This is a genomic window from Demequina subtropica (assembly GCF_000971235.1).
Lineage (GTDB): Bacteria > Actinomycetota > Actinomycetes > Actinomycetales > Demequinaceae > Demequina > Demequina subtropica.
Genome location: NZ_BBMB01000014.1, coordinates 67,205 through 85,538, shown reverse-complemented (window position 1 = coordinate 85,538; position 18,334 = coordinate 67,205). Strand labels below are relative to the sequence as shown.

At 71.4% G+C, this 18,334-nt stretch carries 14 protein-coding genes; 10 read left to right on the top strand and 4 right to left on the bottom strand.

Features of this window, described 5'->3' with window-relative positions; genetic code table 11:
• The first annotated feature begins 7 nt into the window (after positions 1 to 7).
• On the top strand, positions 8 to 583 hold the full coding sequence (locus AOM06_RS13365; protein ID WP_062307715.1) for a DUF3558 family protein: 576 nt from the start codon (positions 8 to 10) through the stop codon (positions 581 to 583).
• Positions 584 to 617: 34 nt separating this feature from the next.
• On the opposite strand, the gene AOM06_RS13360 is transcribed toward AOM06_RS13365, so the two are convergent.
• Entirely contained in the window at positions 618 to 1,997 is a 1,380-nt protein-coding gene (locus tag AOM06_RS13360; protein WP_082105588.1) for an MFS transporter, read from the bottom strand.
• 68 nt (positions 1,998 to 2,065) lie between these two features.
• Between AOM06_RS13360 and AOM06_RS13355 the strand changes: the two genes are divergently transcribed.
• Complete coding sequence (locus AOM06_RS13355; protein ID WP_062307709.1) at positions 2,066 to 3,523, top strand: GGDEF domain-containing protein; 1,458 nt, start codon at positions 2,066 to 2,068, stop codon at positions 3,521 to 3,523.
• 14 nt (positions 3,524 to 3,537) lie between these two features.
• On the opposite strand, the gene AOM06_RS13350 is transcribed toward AOM06_RS13355, so the two are convergent.
• Complete coding sequence (locus tag AOM06_RS13350; RefSeq protein ID WP_062307702.1) at positions 3,538 to 3,972, bottom strand: GNAT family N-acetyltransferase; 435 nt, start codon at positions 3,970 to 3,972, stop codon at positions 3,538 to 3,540.
• An 87-nt stretch (positions 3,973 to 4,059) separates the two neighbouring features.
• On the opposite strand from AOM06_RS13350, the gene pepN (AOM06_RS13345) reads away from it, so the two are divergent.
• Positions 4,060 to 6,660 (top strand): aminopeptidase N, encoded by a 2,601-nt coding sequence (pepN, locus tag AOM06_RS13345; RefSeq protein ID WP_062307697.1) that lies wholly within the window; start codon positions 4,060 to 4,062, stop codon positions 6,658 to 6,660.
• A 152-nt stretch (positions 6,661 to 6,812) separates the two neighbouring features.
• Positions 6,813 to 9,380: an aminopeptidase N gene (gene pepN / locus AOM06_RS13340; RefSeq protein WP_082105586.1), complete on the top strand. Its 2,568-nt coding sequence runs from the start codon at positions 6,813 to 6,815 to the stop codon at positions 9,378 to 9,380.
• A gap of 46 nt (positions 9,381 to 9,426) precedes the next feature.
• Here pepN (AOM06_RS13340) and malQ read toward each other — a convergent pair whose 3' ends face one another.
• Positions 9,427 to 11,571 carry a 4-alpha-glucanotransferase gene (gene malQ / locus AOM06_RS13335; protein WP_062307686.1) on the bottom strand — a complete coding sequence of 715 codons (2,145 nt, stop codon included), beginning with the start codon at positions 11,569 to 11,571 and terminating at the stop codon, positions 9,427 to 9,429.
• A 64-nt stretch (positions 11,572 to 11,635) separates the two neighbouring features.
• Between malQ and AOM06_RS13330 the strand changes: the two genes are divergently transcribed.
• The 6 genes from AOM06_RS13330 to AOM06_RS13305 all read left to right on the top strand — a co-directional run bounded on the left by AOM06_RS13330 (position 11,636) and on the right by AOM06_RS13305 (position 17,679).
• The gene (locus AOM06_RS13330; RefSeq protein ID WP_062307681.1) at positions 11,636 to 12,742 is read left to right on the top strand and encodes a mechanosensitive ion channel family protein; all 1,107 of its coding nucleotides are present in this window, start codon (positions 11,636 to 11,638) and stop codon (positions 12,740 to 12,742) included.
• Between the two features lie 26 nt (positions 12,743 to 12,768).
• Positions 12,769 to 13,191, top strand: coding sequence for a globin (locus AOM06_RS13325; protein WP_062307781.1), 423 nt, complete (start codon positions 12,769 to 12,771; stop codon positions 13,189 to 13,191).
• On the top strand, positions 13,191 to 14,063 hold the full coding sequence (locus AOM06_RS13320) for an acyl-CoA thioesterase (RefSeq protein ID WP_062307677.1): 873 nt from the start codon (positions 13,191 to 13,193) through the stop codon (positions 14,061 to 14,063). Before AOM06_RS13325 ends, AOM06_RS13320 begins: the two co-directional genes overlap by 1 nt.
• Before the next feature lie 335 nt (positions 14,064 to 14,398).
• Positions 14,399 to 15,697 carry a quaternary amine ABC transporter ATP-binding protein gene (locus AOM06_RS13315; RefSeq protein WP_062307675.1) on the top strand — a complete coding sequence of 433 codons (1,299 nt, stop codon included), beginning with the start codon at positions 14,399 to 14,401 and terminating at the stop codon, positions 15,695 to 15,697.
• Complete coding sequence (locus tag AOM06_RS13310; RefSeq protein ID WP_174447476.1) at positions 15,697 to 16,641, top strand: ABC transporter permease; 945 nt, start codon at positions 15,697 to 15,699, stop codon at positions 16,639 to 16,641. The genes AOM06_RS13315 and AOM06_RS13310 overlap by 1 nt, the downstream gene beginning before the upstream one ends.
• A gap of 138 nt (positions 16,642 to 16,779) precedes the next feature.
• Positions 16,780 to 17,679, top strand: coding sequence for a glycine betaine ABC transporter substrate-binding protein (locus tag AOM06_RS13305; protein WP_156163712.1), 900 nt, complete (start codon positions 16,780 to 16,782; stop codon positions 17,677 to 17,679).
• A gap of 158 nt (positions 17,680 to 17,837) precedes the next feature.
• Here the strand turns inward: AOM06_RS13305 and AOM06_RS13300 are convergent, their stop codons facing one another.
• Entirely contained in the window at positions 17,838 to 18,317 is a 480-nt protein-coding gene (locus AOM06_RS13300; RefSeq protein ID WP_062307662.1) for an acyl-CoA thioesterase, read from the bottom strand.
• Positions 18,318 to 18,334: the final 17 nt, after the last annotated feature.

Sequence of the window (18,334 nt, the reverse complement as noted above, 5' to 3'; positions counted from 1 at the left end):
GACCTCCATGACGCCTCGCCTCCTGCCCGCCTGCGCCACCGCCGCCGTCGGCATCGCGCTCCTCGCGGGCTGCACGCCGCTCGGCAGCGGCGCCGGCGCCTCCTCCTCGGCCACGCCCACCACCGAGCCCACGACCACGGTGCTCGCGGAGGCCCCCGCGGGGACGCCCGACCCGTGCGCGCTCGTCACGGCCGAGGAGCTCGGCGAGGACGTGGGCATCAAGATGGCCGCCGGCAAGTACAACTCGGCGCTGTCGAACTCGGGACGCAACATCTGCGAGTGGCGCCCCGCGAACGAGGAGAGGTCCGAGCCGCGGGTCCAGATCGAGATCAACTGGGGCTTCCCCTCGACCGCCGAGCACCGCGCGCTCGCCGAGGAGGTGTTCGACAAGACCCTCGACGTGACCCGGAAGATCGGCGACATCACCGACGCCTACACGACCCCGAGCCGCCACACCCTCGGCATGAGCGTCGACGAGTACTTCGTCAAGATCTCGTACATCGCGCCGAACGCCTCGAGAAAGGTCGCGGGCAACGCGACCATCGAGATCGCTCGGGACGTGTACGCCGCACTCTCGTCCTGAGGCCGCCGGCCCCGCCGCACCGTCCGATGGGACGCTAGGGCGTCGGCGCCTGCGCGTCGTACTCGCGCCAGGCCCGCTGCGCGCGCGTCAGCACCGCGATGAGCGCGATGACGACGATGCCGCCGAGCAGCGGCGGGCACCACAGCGCCGTCACCGCGGCGAGCGCGCCGGCGTACATGTCGCCCAGGCGCGGGCCGCCCGTCACCACGACGATGAACACTCCCTGGAGCCGCCCGCGCATCTCGTCCGGGGCGGCCTGGATGATCATGGTCTGGCGGAAGATCGCGCTGAGCTCGTCGGAGGCGCCCATGCCCGCCATCGCGAGCCCCAGCAGGATCAGCATCGAGAAGTCGGTGCCGGCCCAGCCCTCGCCCGGCGCGTGGTCGCCGCGCACCGCGAGCATCGTGATCACGCCGAACAGCACCGCGAAGGCGCCGAACACCTGGATCGCGCGCGAGATCGCCATGCCGTGACGATGGACGTGGGCGATGCGGCCCGAGAACAGGCTCGTGAGCATCGTGCCGATCGCGCCGGCGGCGGTGAGCGCGCCGACCGTGAGCGAGCCGCCGCCGATCACCGTGGCACCGAGCGCGGGGAACAGCACGTAGGGGCGCCCGAACGTCATCGCGATCAGGTCGACGATGAAGCTCATGCGGATGTTCGGCGCGTTCTTGAGGAAGGCGAGGCCCTCCTTGAGCACCGGCCAGCCCGCCTCGACCCGCTCCCCGAGGCGCGGCAGCGACGGCAGCATCCAGATGCCCAGGAAGCCCGCGGTGAAGAGCACCGCGTCGATCGCGAAGGTCCACGGCAGGCCGATCGTCGCGGCGAGCACGCCCGCAAGCGCCGGCCCGACGGTGACCATCGCGCCGAACGAGATGCCGTTGAGCGCCGTCGCCCGGCTCAGCAGCTCGGGAGGCAGGAGGCGACCCACCACGGATCCGCGGGTCGCGTTCTGGACGGTCGACGTGATCGCGTTGACGGTGGTGACCAGGTAGAACGGCCACACCGGGGCGTGCGTGCCCTCGCCCTGGAGATGCAGCTCCCAGAAGGCGAGCGCCACGAGGGCGAGGATCGACGCCCACGAGCTGAGCGAGGCGACGATCAGCACGCGACGGCGGTCGAAGACGTCGGCGATCATGCCGCCCCAGAGTCCGGCGAGCACCATCGGCACCAGCGAGATGCCGCCGACCAGCCCGACGGCGAACGTCGACTCGGTGATGTCGTAGATCTGAAGGCCCACCGCGACGGTGGTCATGAACGCGCCGACGCCCGAGATCGCGCCGCCGATCCAGAGCCTCGCGAAGGCGGGGCTCGCCTTGAGCGGGGCGATGTCGACCAGGTGGCGGGACAGCCCGCGACGGGACGATGCGGGGGCTTCGGTGTCGCGCGGGGCGCCGGGCGGGTCCTGGGTCACCGGCCGAGTCTAGGGCGGCCGCACGACGTACCTCTCCACTGGCGTGCGCAGCGGTCGATGGGAGGAGCGTGACCCTCATCAGCAGCACCCGGCGCGTCGCCGCGTGCGCGAGCGCGCTCGCGCTGGTGGGGATGGTCCTCTGGCTGACGGGCTCGGGCGTTGTGCGGGGCATCACGATCGCCGCGCTGAGCCTCGTCGTCGCGGGGGTCGTGGTGGTCCGCATGGTCGACGCCGCGGGTTCCTCTCGCGTGGTCTACGGCCTCCTGCTCTCGGGGTTCATGCTGCTGACCGGCGCCAACGTGCTCTGGCTCGTCACCGTCCCCATCGGCGGGGCGGATGTCTCCCCCCGGCCCGAGAGCCAGCTCCTCATCGGCACGGCGTACCTGCTGCTCCTGGGCGCCGCGTTCCTCGCGATCGGGCCGTCCGTGCGCCGCGACACCGGCGGCGTGCTCGATGCCGCCACCGCCGGCGTGGCCGGTGCCGCGGCGCTCTGGATGGCCCTGCTCGCGCCCGCGTTCGAAGGCGGCGGATCCGCCGGAGACCGGGTCTACGTCTTCGCGATCACGACGCTGCTGAGTGCCTCGGCAGGCATCGTCGTCGGTGTCTCGCTCAACGGCTCGGTGCCGCGGTCGGCCCTGCCCGCCCTCGCGGGCTTCGTGCTCGCGATCGTGCTCGCCCTCACCAGCAACGCGCTGACACTTGTCGCGAGCGACCCCGTCACGGGCGCGCCGCCGTGGTGGGCGGGTGCGGGCTGGGTCCTCGCGTACGCCGCCGCGTGGGCCGCGATCGCGCATCCGGCCGGCCCCGAGGCCTTCACCGTCGGTCCGCCGCGGTCGAGCCGCCTCACGCGCCCACGGATCCTGGCGCTCGGGCTCGCGCTCGCCAGCACGCCGCTCATCGCCGTCGCCCGGTCCGTGACCGGGCACTCGGTGGACTGGCTTCCGGGAGCCTTCGCGCATCTCGTCGTCATCACGCTCGCGCTGGTGCGCGTGAGCCAGCTCGCCACCGCGCACCGCGGGGCGGAAGCGCGCCTGCGGTACCTCGCCGACCACGATGGGCTCACGGGGTTGCCCAACCGTCGCGCCGTCGAGCGGCACCTCGCGAGGCTCACCGAGCGGGTCGTCGCAGGCACGGCGCCCGGCGCGGTGGTGCTGTTCGTCGACCTCAACGGGTTCAAGCAGATCAACGACTCGCGCGGGCATGTCACCGGGGACGAGCTCCTCACCGCCGTCGGCCGTCGGCTCGCCGCGCTCAGCCGCACCGGCGGCCGGGACCTGGTCGGGCGCCTCGGCGGCGACGAGTTCGTCGCCGTGCTCGAGACCGAGGCCACGACGGCGATCGCCGAGTCCGCCGCCTCGCGCATCGTGTCCGCGTTCGGCAAGCCCTTCGCGCTCAGCGACGGCCCGGCCCGCGTCGGCGCGGGCGTCGGGTTCGCCGTCGCGCGACCGGGGGAGCCGCTCGCGGTCGACACGCTGCTCCGTCGCGCGGATCGCGCCATGTACCTGGACAAGCGCGCGCAGAGCTGAGGCTGCGTGCGCCGTCAGCCGAGCGGCTTCTTGAGGAAGGTCGCGGTGGCCGCGAACCCCAGGGACTCGTAGAACCCCTGAGCGCGGCTCGTGGCGACCCACACGTATGCGACGGACCAGCCCGACGCCTCACGCTCGGCCGCCTGGACGAGGGCACGCCTGCGGCCCCGACCGCGACGCGCGGGCGCCACGTACAGCTCCGTGATCACCGCCACAGCGCCGCCGGCGAAGATCGCCGGCATGCGCTGCGCCACGAGGTAGCCGACAGGCATTCCGTCGTGCTCCGCGACGAGCACCGCCGTGTCCTCGCTGCCCAGCAGCGCGGAGAAGGCGTCCTCGGCCGCCGACGGGGACGGGCGCGCGCCGAGCGCGAGCTCCGAGGCGAACACCGCGAGCGCCGCGCCGTCCGCGTCGACCGCGGGCCGGACCCGATCGAACGAATCGTCCATCCGATGACGCTACCTCCCGCCGAGCGCCGTCGCCCCTGCTATCAGCGCGCCGCTTCGCACCGGACCGCGGCGTGGCACAATCGCGCCATGCCAGGTACCAACCTCACGCGCGCCGAGGCCGAGGCCCGCGCCGCCATCGTCGACGTCGACACCTACGCCGTCGACCTCGACCTCACCTCGTCGGACACCACCTTCCGTTCGACCTCCACCGTGCGCTTCTCCGCCACCGCGGGCGAGAGCACCTTCATCGACCTCATCGCCCCGAGCGTCGAGCGCATCGTGCTCAACGGCGTCGAGCTCGACCCCGCGACGCACTTCGCGGACTCGCGCATCTCGCTCCCCGGCCTCGCTGCGGACAACGAGCTGGTGGTCGACGCGACGTGCGAGTACATGAACACCGGCGAGGGCCTGCACCGCTTCGTCGACCCCGAGGACGGCGAGGTGTACCTCTACTCGCAGTTCGAGGTCGCCGACACGCGCCGCGTGTACGCGGTGTTCGAGCAGCCCGACCTCAAGGCGTCGTTCTCCTTCGCGGTGACCGCGCCCGAGCACTGGCACGTGCTCTCGAACTCGCCGTCCGCCAAGGAGCCCGCGGAGGGCACCATCACGGTCGCCGGCACCGAGCATGCCAAGGCACGCTGGTCCTTCTCCCCCACCACGCGCATCCCCTGCTACGTCACCGCGATCGTCGCGGGTCCGTACCACGAGGTCGAAGGCACGGTGAAGTCCCGCAAGGGCACGCTGCAGGCGAACGTGTACTGCCGCAAGGGCCTCGCGCCGTACCTCGACGCGGACGTCATCCTCGACGACACCCAGCAGGGCTTCACCTTCTACGAGGAGAAGTTCGAGACGGACTACCCGTTCGAGAAGTACGACCAGATCTTCGTCCCCGAGTTCAACGCGGGCGCGATGGAGAACGCCGGCTGCGTCACCTTCCTCGAGGACTACGTGTTCCGTTCCAAGACCGCGCAGGCGCGCGTCGAGCGCCGCACGGTGACCGTGCTGCACGAGCTCGCGCACATGTGGTTCGGCGACCTCGTCACCATGAAGTGGTGGAACGACCTGTGGCTCAACGAGTCGTTCGCGGAGTTCGCCTCCACGCTCGCGACCGCGGAGGTCACCCAGTACAAGAACTCCTGGGTGACGTTCAACGCGCTCGAGAAGTCGTGGGCGTACCGCCAGGACCAGCTCCCGTCGACCCACCCGATCATGGCCGACATCAAGGACCTCGAGGACGTCGAGGTGAACTTCGACGGCATCACCTACGCCAAGGGCGCGTCCGTGCTGCGCCAGCTGGTCGCCTGGGTGGGCCAGGACGAGTTCTTCGCGGGCGTCGCCGAGTACTTCCGCAAGCACCACCACTCCAACGCGACCCTGAACGACCTGCTCGTCGAGCTCGAGAAGGCGTCGGGACGCGACCTGTCCGGCTGGTCGGACGTGTGGCTCCAGAAGGCAGGCGTCACCACGCTGCGTCCCGTCATCGAGACGGACGATGCGGGTGTCATCACGTCCTTCGCGGTCGCCCAGGAGGTGCCCGCCGAGTGGCCGACCCAGCGCCCGCATCGTCTCCGCATCGGCGGCTACGACCTCGCGGTGGACGCCGAGGGCGAGGACGTGCTCGCGCAGACGTGGTCGGTCGAGGTCGACATCGACGGCGAGCTGACGCCCATCGACGCGCTCGTGGGCAAGGCGCGCCCGGCGCTCGTGCTGGTCAACGACGGCGACCTCGCGTACGCCAAGGTCCGCCTCGACGAGGCCTCGCTCGCGACCGCGGTCGAGCACGTGTCCAAGTTCACGGACCCGCTCGCACGCTCGATGGTGCTCGCGGCCGCGTGGGACATGACGCGCGACGCGGAGATGCCCGCTCGCCAGTACGTCGACCTGGTGCTCGGATGCATCGGCCAGGAGACCGAGTCGACCACCGTGCTCGTGCTGCTGCGCCAGCTCGCGACGACCATCGCGCTCTACGTGCACCCCACGCACACCGACGCGGTCCAGGCCGCGGCGGCGCGCGAGATCTGGCAGCTGATCATGGCGTCCGATGCGGGCTCCGACAACCAGCTCCAGTTCGTCAAGGCCTTCGCGGGCCTCGCGTGCGTCGACTCGATGTTCGACACCGTCCAGGCGCTCATCGACGGCAAGCTCCAGCTCGACGGTCTGGCCGTCGACGCGGACCTCGCGTGGGACCTGCTGATCTCGCTGGCCGCCGGCGGCCGTGCGGGCGACGTCGCGATCGAGCTGCAGCTGTCCAAGGACGCGACGGCCTCGGGCCAGCGCCGTGCCGCGCACGCCCGTGCCTCGGTCGCGACCGCGGCGGCGAAGCGCGCGGCGTTCGACGCGCTCATCAACGCGGAGAAGGACCTCCCCAACGCGCTCCAGTACGAGACCATCGCGGGCTTCAACCACGTCCACGACCTCGACCTGCTGGTGCCGTTCGTGGACGAGTACTTCGACGCGCTGCGCCGCATCTACGGCACCAAGACGAACGAGATCGCCGCGAACCTCATCGAGGGCCTGTACCCGACCCTGCTGGCCGGGCGCGTGCCCGACCTTCAGGACAAGGCGTTCGCATGGCTCGAGGCCAACGCCGACGCGCACGATGCTCTCAAGCGCCTGGTGCGCGAGGGCTCGGACGGCGTGCGCCGCGCGCTCAAGGCCCAGGCCGCCGACTTGGCCTACGGAGGCTGATCGCCCGCGGGCGACGATGCGAGAGGCCGCCCCGGTTCGCGCCGGGGCGGCCTTTCGCATGGGCACGATGCGCGGGCCCCGGGATCTCGCAGAAGCGACACTGAGGCACCTCTTCGGGAGCGGAGGGAGGTGGGGACTGCCAGACTTGAGACATGCCAGGCATGAACCTCACCAAGCAGGAGGCCGCGGAGCGCTTCGCCACGGTCTCGCACGCCCGCTACGCGATCGACCTCGACTTCAGCGGCTCGGGCCGTACCTTCCGCTCCGACACCACCGTCGAGTTCGACGCGACGCCCGGGGCGAGCACCTTCATCGAGGCCGCCTGGGCGGACATCGACGTGATCGAGCTCAACGGCGAGGCGCTCGACCCGGCGCTCCACACGGACGGACGGATCCCTCTCGAGGACCTGCAGGAGCACAACACGCTGCGCGTCGCGGGCGACTTCGGGTACCGCAACGACGGCCAGGGCATCCACCGCTTCGTCGACCCCGCGGACGGGGAGGTCTACCTCTACAGCCAGTTCGCGGCGAACGACACGCGCGCGGCGTTCGCGTGCTTCGACCAGCCCGACATCAAGGGCGAGTTCACGTTCACCGTCACGGTGCCCGAGCACTGGGTCGTCGTCTCCAACTCGCCCACCCCTGAGCCCGAGGCCCTCGAGGAGGGTCTCGCGCGCTGGGCGTTCGGCCCGACCGTCCCGATCCCCAGTTACGGCGCGGCCGTGGTCGCGGGTCCCTACGCGTACCACGAGGGCCTGCTGCACGGCGCGGACGGCGACATCCCCGCGCGCGTCTACGGGCGCCCGTCGCTCGAGCAGCACTTCGACGGCGACCGCGTGCTCGAGGACACCCAGGCGGGCCTCGAGCTCTACGAGAGCGTGTTCCAGACCCCGTACCCGTACGAGAAGTACGACCAGATCTACGTGCCGCAGTACAACCTGGGCGCGATGGAGAACATCGGCTGCGTCACCATCTCCGAGGACCGCCTGCTGTTCCGCGGCCGGCCCACCGCCGCGGAGCTCGAGTTCCGCACCGTCGTGGTGCTGCACGAGCTCGCTCACATGTGGTTCGGCAACCTCGTCACCATGAAGTGGTGGGACGACCTGTGGCTCAACGAGTCGTTCGCCGAGTTCATCGGCACGTGGGCCGCCGCCGAGGTCTCCGAGTGGAAGGACGCCTGGGTCACGTTCGCCGCGGACCGCAAGTCCGTCGCGTACGTCCAGGACCAGCTCCCCACCACGCACGCGATCGTCACCGAGGTGCCCGACACCGAGGCCACGGTGTCCGCGTTCGACATGATCACGTACGCGAAGGGCGCGTCCGCGCTCAAGCAGCTCGCGCAGTTCGTGGGCGAGGACGCCTTCTTCGGCGGCGTCGCCTCGTACCTGCAGCGCTACCACCACGGCAACGCGACGCTCGCGGAGTTCCTCGCGGAGGTGGAGTCCGCCGCCGAGCGCAGGCTCGACGGGTGGGCCGAGGTCTGGCTCGAGACGCCCGGCGTCACCACGCTCCGTCCGATCATCGCGACGGACGATGCGGGCGCCCTCACGCGCCTCGCGGTCGCCGAGGACGTGCCGGTCGAGCACCCCGTGCATCGTCCGCACGGCGTCGAGATCGCAGGGTACGAGCTCTCCGAGGGCACGTTCGAGCGCTCGTGGACGGTGTCCGCCACCCTGGACGGCCCGCTCACCGAGGTGCCCGAGGCGGTCGGTCACGCTCGTCCCGCGCTGCTGCTGGTCAACGACCGCGACCTCACGTACGCGAAGCTCCACCTCGACGAGCTCTCGCTCGCCAACCTCGAGGCGCACATCGCCCACGTCGACGACGCGATGGCGCAGGCGACCGTGCTGGACGCCCTGTGGCACATGACGCGCGACGGCTCGCTCGCCGCACAGCGCTACATCGACGCGGTGCTGAGCGTCGCACCGCGGCTCCTCAACTCCGCGACCGCCGAGTCCCACCTCGCGCTCATGGTGATCGCGCTGCGCCGCTACCTCGCGCCCGAGCACGTCGCGGAGATCACCGAGGCGGCGGCGGAGCGGCTCTGGCTCGCCGTGGGCGAGGCCGAGCCCGGCTCCGACATCCAGCTCCAGCTGCTCAAGGGCTACGCGCAGGTCGCGTCGACCACCGAGCAGGGCCTGCGCCTCCGCGCGCTCGTCGAGGGCACGGCGGAGATCGCGGGCCTCGACATCGACTCGGACCTCACGTGGGACCTCCTCGGGGGCCTGGCGGCCGCCGGCGGCATCGACCTCGAGGAGGTCGACCACTACGCCTCGCTCGACGTCAGCGCCGCGGGCCAGCGCCGCGCCGCGGGCGTCCGCGCCGCCATCGCGACGCCCGAGGCCAAGCAGGCCGCGTGGGATGCGCTGGTCCGTCCCGCCGACGGCCCCGCGATCAACGCCGTGCAGTTCCAGATGGCCGCGGGCCTCGCGCGCGCGGTCGACCCCGCGCTGCTCGCACCCCTGGTGGACGACCTGCTCGGCTCGCTGCGCGAGTACTACGACGCCAACGCGGGATTCGTTGGCGTCCGCGTCGCGCGGCTCGTGCTGCCCGTGAACCTGGTGGGCCGCGTCGACGGCCTCGCGGGGCGCCTCGAGCAGTGGCTCGCCGACAACGACGACGCGCCGAGCGTGCTGCGCAAGGTGGTGGTCGAGGGCCTCGACCACGTGCGCCGCGCGCAGATCGCTCAGACCACGAGCCGCATGGCGGCCGCCTCCTAGCGAGGCGAGGGACGATGCGGCACGCGCCGCATCGTCCCGGCGGCGGTCAGGAGCGCGCGGACTTGATCGCGCGGAACAGGCGTCGCACGCGCGGGTGCTCGAAGAGGTCGTCGAGCAGCACCGGGACGCCGTTGCCGTCCGTGACGGGCATGCACCAGTTGGGGTACTCGGTGTCGGTGCCCGGCATGTTCTGCGCGCGCCGCTCCCCCACCGCGTCGGTCACCGCGACGCCGGTGAGCAGCGCGGGGCTCGACAGGACCCAGCGGTGGAGCCCCGCGATGAGGTCCTCCTCGTTGTAGTCCGAGAGGATCCAGCGGCGCTCGAGCATGACGTCGATGAAGGCCTGGCGCTCACGCTCGGCCTCGGCCTGCGCGTCCTCGATGGACCCCTCGCCCAGCATCCCGAGCTCGGCACGCAGGCGCACGTGCTCGCCCGCGAGGTACGCGCCGGTGGGCGGCAGGTCATGCGTGGTGACCGCGGCGAGCGTGTCGGCGCGGTAGTCCTCCGGCAGGCGCGGCGCGCCGTCGTCGTGACGCTCGAACCACGCGATCGACGTGCCGAGGATGCCGCGGCCGTGGAGGTACTCCCGCACCCACGGCTCGACCGTGCCCAGGTCCTCGCCGATGACGATCGCACCCGCGCGCTCCGCCTCGAGCGCGATGATCCCGATGAGCGCCTCGTGGTCGACGTAGACGTACACGCCGTCGACGGGGACGTGCCCCTCGGGCACCCACCACTGCCGGAACATGCCGAGCACGTGGTCGATGCGCAGCGCGCCCGCGTTGCGGACGGCGGCGCGCACCAGGTCGCGGAACGGGAGGTACGCGGCCGCCTCGAGCGCGCGCGGCTGCCACGGCGGGATGGACCAGTCCTGGCCCAGCGCGTTGTAGAAGTCCGGCGGCGCGCCCATGCTCATGCCCTGGGCGAGCACGCGCTGGTACGACCACGCGTCGGCGCCCTCGGGGTGGACGCCCACCGCGAGGTCGATCATCACGCCGATGCTCATGCCGGCGCGGTCCGCGGTCGCCTGTGCGCGGGCGAGCTGCTCCTCGCAGATCCATTGGAGCCACGCGTGGTAGAGCACCCGGTCCGCGTGCTCGTCGCGCCACGCGGCCACCGCGGGCGAGGACGGCGACTCGAGCTCCGCGGGCCACGGCAGGCCCTTGTGCGCCTCCGCGATCGCGCTCCACGTCGCGAAGTCCTCGAGCGCGGCGCCCTCACGGATGCAGAACTGCTCGAACAGCGCCTCGCGGCCCGCCGAGCGGGGCGCGCGGAACACCTCCTCGAGCGCGGCGGCCTTGAGGCGCCAGATCGCGTTGCGGTCGAGCTGCTCGTCCGTGTCGTTGGTGCGCTGCGGCCGCTCCGCCTCCCACGCGAGGAGCGCGCGCTGCTGCGACGGGAGGTACGCAACCTCGGGGATGTCCTCGACGCGGATGTAGAGCGGCGACATGTAGCGCTTGGACGTCGGCAGGTACGGGGAGTTCGTGATCGGGGCCACGGGCTCCGTCGCGTGGAGCGGGTTGATGAGCACGAAGTCGGCCTCGCCGCGCGCCTTGCCGAGCGCGCAGAGGTCGGCGAGGTCCGCGAGGTCCCCGATCCCCCATGAGCGCGACGAGCGCAGCGAGTACAGCTGCACTGTGAGGCCCCACGGACGATGCTCGCGCACGTGCGCGGGCACGGTCACCTCGCGCGGGGTCACCACGACGTAGCCGCGCGCGGTGCGACCCGTGGTGCGCGCCTCGACCAGATGCCAGCCGAGCGGGAGGTCGCCGGGGATCTCGAAGGTGGCCCGCCCCATCGTCTGGTGGCCCACCTCCCGCGGAGGCACCCAGCGGTCGAGCTGCTCGGGCTCGCGCTCCTCCCCGGACTCGAGGGTCAGCGTGAGCTCGGCGGGCTCGCCGTCCACCACGTGCACGGGGATCTCGCGGGAATCGCCCTGCGTGACCACCGTCACCGGCGGCACCAGCCGCAGCCATTCCTGGTCCTCGAGCGCCGCGAGCGAGCGTTCGCATGCGGCGTCTGACGAGGCATCGAGCCCCATCGCGGCGAGGGCGGCGCGGATGGCCGCGGCGGAGCAGTGGACCTGGGTTCCGTCGATGGCGTAGTACTCCACCGAGACTCTGCACGCGCGCGCGAGCGCGACGAGAGCCTCCGACGGAGTCTCGCGCTCGACCTCGGGCGCATCGATCACACTGCAATCCTGCCAGATGCGAGGGTGGATAGGTCGAGCGCCGCGCGCTGGTTACATTGGTCCAATGCTGCATCTGGAAACCTCGGAGCCGGAGACGTCCTCGTCCGTCGACTCGACGCTCACGGGCCCCGCGGGCGATATCGCCGACACCTGGTCGGATATTCTCAGCGGCCGCAACGGCGAGCTCGTCGGCCTCGGCATCGCGCTGCTGATCCTGGTGCTCGCGTGGTTCGTCGGCCGCGCGCTCATCCAGGGCATCACCATGGGCATCGAGCGCGGCGCCCCGCTGGACCACCGCGCCCGCCGCGCGCTGCGCAAGGCCAAGATGCCTGTCGCGGAGCCGCCGACCATGGAGCTGAGGCTCGAGGCCGAGCGGCGCCGTCAGCGCGCCAACACGCTCAGGCGCGTGCTCACGTCCACTCTCGCGGTGATCCTCATCGCGATCGGGGTCACCACCGCGCTGTCGGTGTTCGGCGTCCCCGTGGGGCCGATGCTCGCCTCCGCCGGTATCGCCGGTGTGGCGCTGGGCTTCGGCGCCCAGTCGCTGGTCAAGGACGTGCTGAGCGGCGTGTTCATGCTCATGGAGGACCAGTACGGCGTGGGCGATGTGGTGAACCTGGGCGAGGCCACCGGCACGGTCGAGGAGGTGGCGCTGCGGTGCACGCGGCTGCGGTCGCTCGACGGCACCGTCTGGTACGTGCCCAACGGGGAGATCACGCGCGTGGGGAACATGACGCGGCTATGGTCGCGCGCGCTCATCGAGGTCCGCTTCGCGTACGACACCGACATCGAGGCCGCGCGCCAGGCGATGATCGACGCGGTCGAGGCGGCGCGCGGCAGCCACAAGCGGATCGCCGCCGCGATCCTTGGCGATGCCGAGGTCGCGGGCGTCGAGTCGCTCGAGTACAACGCGGTGATGCTCCGCCTGCTGGTGCAGGTGAACCCGGCGACGCAGTGGGATGTGCAGCGCGAGGTGCGGATGCAGCTGCGCCGCGTCCTCGCCGAGCGCGGGATCGAGCTCGCGGTGCCCGGCGACGCCATGGTGGTCGACAGCGGACGCGGCACGCGCGCGGTGCACGACTCCGCGGCCGACGACGAGCGCGACCAGCCCACCGATGACAACGGGCGGCCGCTGCCGCCACGGAACGACGCGGACGGGGACGACGAGTGACCGACGCACCCACCCCCGCGCCGGGCATGACCGTGGGAGCCGGCCCCACGCAGACCGAGAGTCAGAGCTTCTTTGAGGCGGTCGGCGGCCACGCGACCTTCGAGGCGATCGTCCGCAGGTTCTACGACGGCGTCGAGCACGATCCGGTCCTCAAGCCGATGTACCCGGCCGACGACATGGAGGGCGCCGTCCAACGCCTCACCATGTTCCTCGAGCAGTACTGGGGCGGGCCCACCACGTACTCCGAGCAGCGCGGCCACCCGCGCCTGCGCATGCGGCACATGCCGTTCAAGGTCAACCCCGATGCCCGCGACCGCTGGATCGCGTGCATGCGCGAGGCCGTCGCGCGGCAGGACCTCGCGCCGCTGCACGCGGTCACGCTGATGGACTACCTCGAGCGCGCCGCGCACTCGATGGTCAACTCTTTCGAACCGACCGAGGAGGTCTGATGTCCGTGACCGAGGACGTGTGGGCGGAGTCCGCCGTGGCGGCAGGTCTGGCCGCGCTCACGCTGCGCCGCGACGGGGACACGAGCTTCGAGGGCGACTCGATGCCGATGCCCGGCGGCCGCGTCTTCGGCGGCCAGGTGCTCGCCCAGGCGCTGCTCGCCGCGGGCGCCACCGTTCCCGACGACCGCTTCGCGCACTCGCTGCACGGCTACTTCCTGCGCGCGGGGGACGCCTCCAAGCCCATCCAGTTCGAGGTCGAGGTGCTCCGTGACGGGCGCTCCTTCTCCGCTCGGCGCACGCACGCGCTCCAGGAGGGCCGCCCGATCCTGTCGATGATCGCGTCCTTCCAGGTCGAGCAGGAGGGACCCGAGCACGCGGTGCGCATGCCCGAGGTCCCCGGCCCCGAGACCGTGCGGTCGGGCATCGACGTGCTCGCGCCGTTCCAGGGGCACCCGTCGGCCGACTTCTGGCTCACCGAGGCGCCCTTCGACGTGCGCCACGTCGAGGGCTCGCTGTTCCTGGGCCCCGACAAGCGGCCCAAGCAGCACCAGACGGCGTGGATGCGCCTCCGCCAGCCGATCGAGGGCTCCGACCTGCTCCACCGCGCGTTCCTCGCCTTCGGCTCCGACCAGGTGATGCTCGAGCCCCTGCTGCGCCGCCACGGCGCCTCGTGGGTGACCCCCGACATCTCGTTCGCGAGCCTCGACCACGCGATGTGGTGGCACCGGCCGGCCCGCGCCGACGAGTGGCTGCTGTTCGTCCAGGACTCCCCCACGGCCCAGGGCGGCCGAGGTCTCACGGGCACCTGGATCTTCTCCGAGGACGGCAGGCTCGTCGCCTCGGCGGCCCAGGAGGGCATGATCCGCCTCTAGCTCGGCTTATCTGCCAGGGACGATGCGCGACCGGCGCATCATCCTTTGCATCCGATCAATTGTTGCATTTGTGTAACGAAGCCCGTCTCAGTTGGACAGGACACAGGTCCCGGTTGTTACGGTCGCAGGGCCGTTCCCGAGAGCAAACGCTCATCAAAGGGGACGCCAATGACCAGCCAAAGGCCTCCTGACGCGACCCGTCCCCGGTAGACGCGTCGGAGTGTTAGTAGCGACGCTTCCGCGTTGCCCGGCGGGCCCGTGATTGCCGTCCGACGGCTGCGAGTCCCCTCGCTAGCCGAGGCCCTTGCGCACCTCTCGAGGAGCTGAAGGACCACATGAACGACGACACGATCGCCCTGCGCGCAGACGGCCTCTACAAGGTCTTCGGGCGCCACGCCGACGAGGCGGTGATCGCGCTGCACCGGGGGACGCCGCGTGAGGACCTCCCCTCCGGCACCACCGCCGCCGTCATCGACGCCTCCTTCGAGGTGAGGCGCGGCGAGATCTTCGTGGTGATGGGGCTGTCCGGCTCGGGCAAGTCGACCCTCATCCGCATGCTGAACGGCCTGCACGAGGCCACCGCAGGAACCGTCGAGGTGGGCGGCGAGTCGATCACCGACATCCCCGCCAAGCGCCTGCGCGAGATCCGCAGGAAGCGCATCTCGATGGTGTTCCAGCACTTCGCGCTGCTGCCCCACCGCACGGTGATCGACAACGTCGCCTACGGCCTCGAGATCCAGGGCGTCGAGCGTGAGGAGCGCGTCGCCAAGGCGCGTCAGGTCACCGAGATCGTCGGGCTCAAGGGCTGGGAGGAGAAGCACCCCGCGGAGCTCTCCGGCGGCATGCAGCAGCGCGTGGGACTCGCCCGTGCGCTCGCGGCCGACACGGACGTGCTGCTCATGGACGAGGCCTTCTCCGCGCTCGACCCGCTGATCCGTCGCGAGATGCAGGACCAGCTGCTCGAGCTCCAGGCGGAGCTCGGCAAGACCATCATCTTCATCACTCACGACCTCAACGAGGCCATGTACATCGGCGACCGCATCGCCGTCATGCGCGACGGCCGCATCGTCCAGATCGGCTCGCCCGAGGACATCCTCACCAACCCCGCGAACGACTACGTGGAGCAGTTCGTGCAGGACGTCGACCGCACCAAGGTGCTCACCGCGGAGTCTGTCATGCGCAAGCCGCGCGCCGTGGTCCACGTCGGCGCAGGCCCCCGCGCCGCGCTGACCCTCATGCGCGACGAGCAGCTCGCCGGCGCGTACGTGGTGAACAAGGACCGCAGCATCGTCGGCTGGGTCCGCGACCGGGACGTGTTCGACCTGGTGCGCCGCGGCGTGAAGGACCTCTCGAGCGTGATCCAGTCCGACCACGGCGCCGTCGCGAAGGACACCGCGCTCGCGGACCTCTTCATCCCGTCGCTCGAGGCCGCGCTGCCGCTCGGCGTGCTCGACGAGCGCGACCGGCTCGTGGGCGTCATCCCGCGCGTCACGCTGCTCGCCGCGCTCGGCGGCGAGCCCGAGGCCGCCGTCCAGGCCGCGCCGCGACCCGACCCGATGCCCACCGCCGAGGTCGACCAGGTCCTGGAGGCCGCGGTCGGAGCCGGCGCCACCGAGACGAAGGAGGCCATCTGATGGAATTCCGCATCCCCGTAGGAACCTGGATCGACAGCTTCTTCGACTGGCTCGAGGACACGTTCTCGTGGTTCTTCGAGGGCCTCCGCGAGATCTTCATCCAGCTCTTCGACGCCGTCGCCTGGGTCTTCGCGACGCCTCCGGAGCTCGTCGTGGTCGTCGTCGTCGCGCTCGGCGCGCTGCTGGCGCGTGGATGGAGGTTCGCCGTGGGCTCCGTGCTCGGCCTGCTCTTCATCATCGGCGTCGACCAGTGGGACAACGCGATCGACTCGCTCGCGCTCGTGCTGGTCGCCGCGTTCCTCGCCGTCGCGCTCTCGGTGCCGCTCGGTATCTGGGCCGCGCGCAACGACACGGTCTCCAAGGTGGTGAAGCCCGTCATGGACTTCCTGCAGACGCTGCCCGCCTTCGTCTACCTCATCCCCGCGCTCGCGCTGTTCCGCGTCGGCGTGGCCCCCGGCGTGATCGCGACCATCGTCTTCGCGATGGCCCCCGGCGTGCGCCTCACCGAGCTCGGCATCCGCGGCGTGGACAAGGAGGTCGTCGAGGCCGGCCAGGCCTTCGGCGCGCACCCGCGTCGCATCCTGCGCCAGATCCAGATCCCGCTCGCGATGCCCTCGATCATGGCCGGCATCAACCAGATCATCATGCTGTCGCTCTCGATGGTCGTCATCGCGGGCTTCGTCGGCGCGGGCGGCCTCGGCGGCGACGTGGTCCAGGCGGTCTCGGCCCTCAACGGCCGGCTCGGCTGGGAGGCCGGCCTTTCCGTGGTGGTGCTCGCGATCCTGCTCGACCGGTTCACCGCATCGTTCGGCAAGGGCATGGGCCTGTACTCGACGTGGCGCAAGCGCCGCCTCGCGCGCCACGAGGCCGCCGAGCAGGCCCGCTTCGACGCCGAGGAGACCAGCGCCCCGACCGCGACGAGCGCGCCGCAGCTCGGCGTCTGACCACCACCGCATCGTCCTCCGGGACGGTGCCTCGACCTCGCGGCTTCTGAGGGAGCCGCGTGCACCCCGCCTCTACCGATGGGCGGCCGGTGCTCACTGCGGGGGGAGACACCCCTCGCTGCGAAAGGAAACATCATCATGAAGCTTCGCGCCTTCGCGCCCTTCGCCATGGCCGCCGCCGGCGGCCTCGTGCTCGCCGGCTGCTCGGCGGACGCCGAGACCACCGAGGAGGCGACCTCGGGCACCGGGACCGCCGGTGGCGACCTCACCCTCGCCGTGTTCAACGGCTGGGACGAGTCGCTCGCGACCTCGCTCCTGTGGGAGAACATCCTCGAGGGCAAGGGCTACAACGTCGAGCTCGAGTACGCCGACCCCGCCGTGGTGTTCCAGGGCGTCGCGGACGGCGACTACGACGTGGTGACCGACGTGTGGCTGCCGCTCACCCACGCCTCGTACATCGAGGAGTTCGGTGACGACATGGAGGAGATCGGCGCCTGGTTCGACTCCGCCGCCCTCACCGTCGCGGTCAACGCCGACGCTCCGATCGACTCGCTCGCGGACCTCGCGGAGCACGCCGACGAGTTCGACGGCCGCATCGTCGGCATCGAGCCCGGCGCGGGCCTCACCGCGACCGTCCAGGACGCGGTCATCCCGACCTACGGCCTGGAGGGCATGGAGTTCCTCACCTCGTCGACCCCCGCGATGCTCTCGGAGCTCGACACCGCCACGTCGAACGGCGAGAACATCATCGTCACGCTGTGGGAGCCCCACTGGGCCTACGGCGCGTACGACCTCAAGAACCTCGAGGACCCCGAGGGCACGCTCGGCGAGGCCGAGAACATCGTGACCTACGGCCGCACCGGCCTGGGCGAGGACTTCCCCGAGGTCGCCGAGTGGATGGGTGCGTTCACCATGGACGCCGACCACCTGTACGACCTCGAGAACCAGCTCAACGGCGCGGACTCGGCCGACTACGCGGACATCGTGTCCGAGTGGGTCGCCGCGAACCAGGAGTGGGTCGACTCGCTCACCGCGTAGCACCCGTCCTCACCGCAGCGCCGGTCGCTCCCTCGGGGCGGCCGGCGCTGTCGCGTTCCCAGCCCTTCCCCCACCCGGAACCCGCCCCGCCTCCCCGAATGGGGCGTTCGACGTCGCATTCCCGCGCCCGGCGCACGGTGCGGGGCAGCTACGGTCGCTCAGCGCTTGCGGAACGTCACCGGCTCGTCGAGATGCGGCGCCCACGCCTCGCGCTCGGACTCGGTCAGCCGTCGCGGGCGCTGCGTCGCGTTGTCGATGAGCACGAGCGTGGTCGCGGCCCTGGCGTAGAGCACCGGATCCTCGCCGCCCGCGGGCGACCACACCTCGTAGCAGATCTCGAGGCTCGCTCCCCCGAGCCGGCCGATCCACAGCTGCACGTCGAGCGGGCGGCGGAGGTACGGGATGGGCGCCAGGTACTCGACCTGCTGCGCCGCGATGAGCGTGAGCGTCTCCGCGTCGGGGCCGCCGGCGATCAGCGCGGTGTGCGGCACCTCGTGCTCCTCCGCCGCCGAGCGGTCCGCCCAGAACACGCGGATGCGCGCCTCCTCGAGCAGGCGGAGCATCTCCGCGTTGTTGACGTGGCCGTAGGCGTCGAGGTCCGACCACCGCAGCGTGATCGGCACGTGGATGCGCGTCATGCCCCTCACGCTAGCGC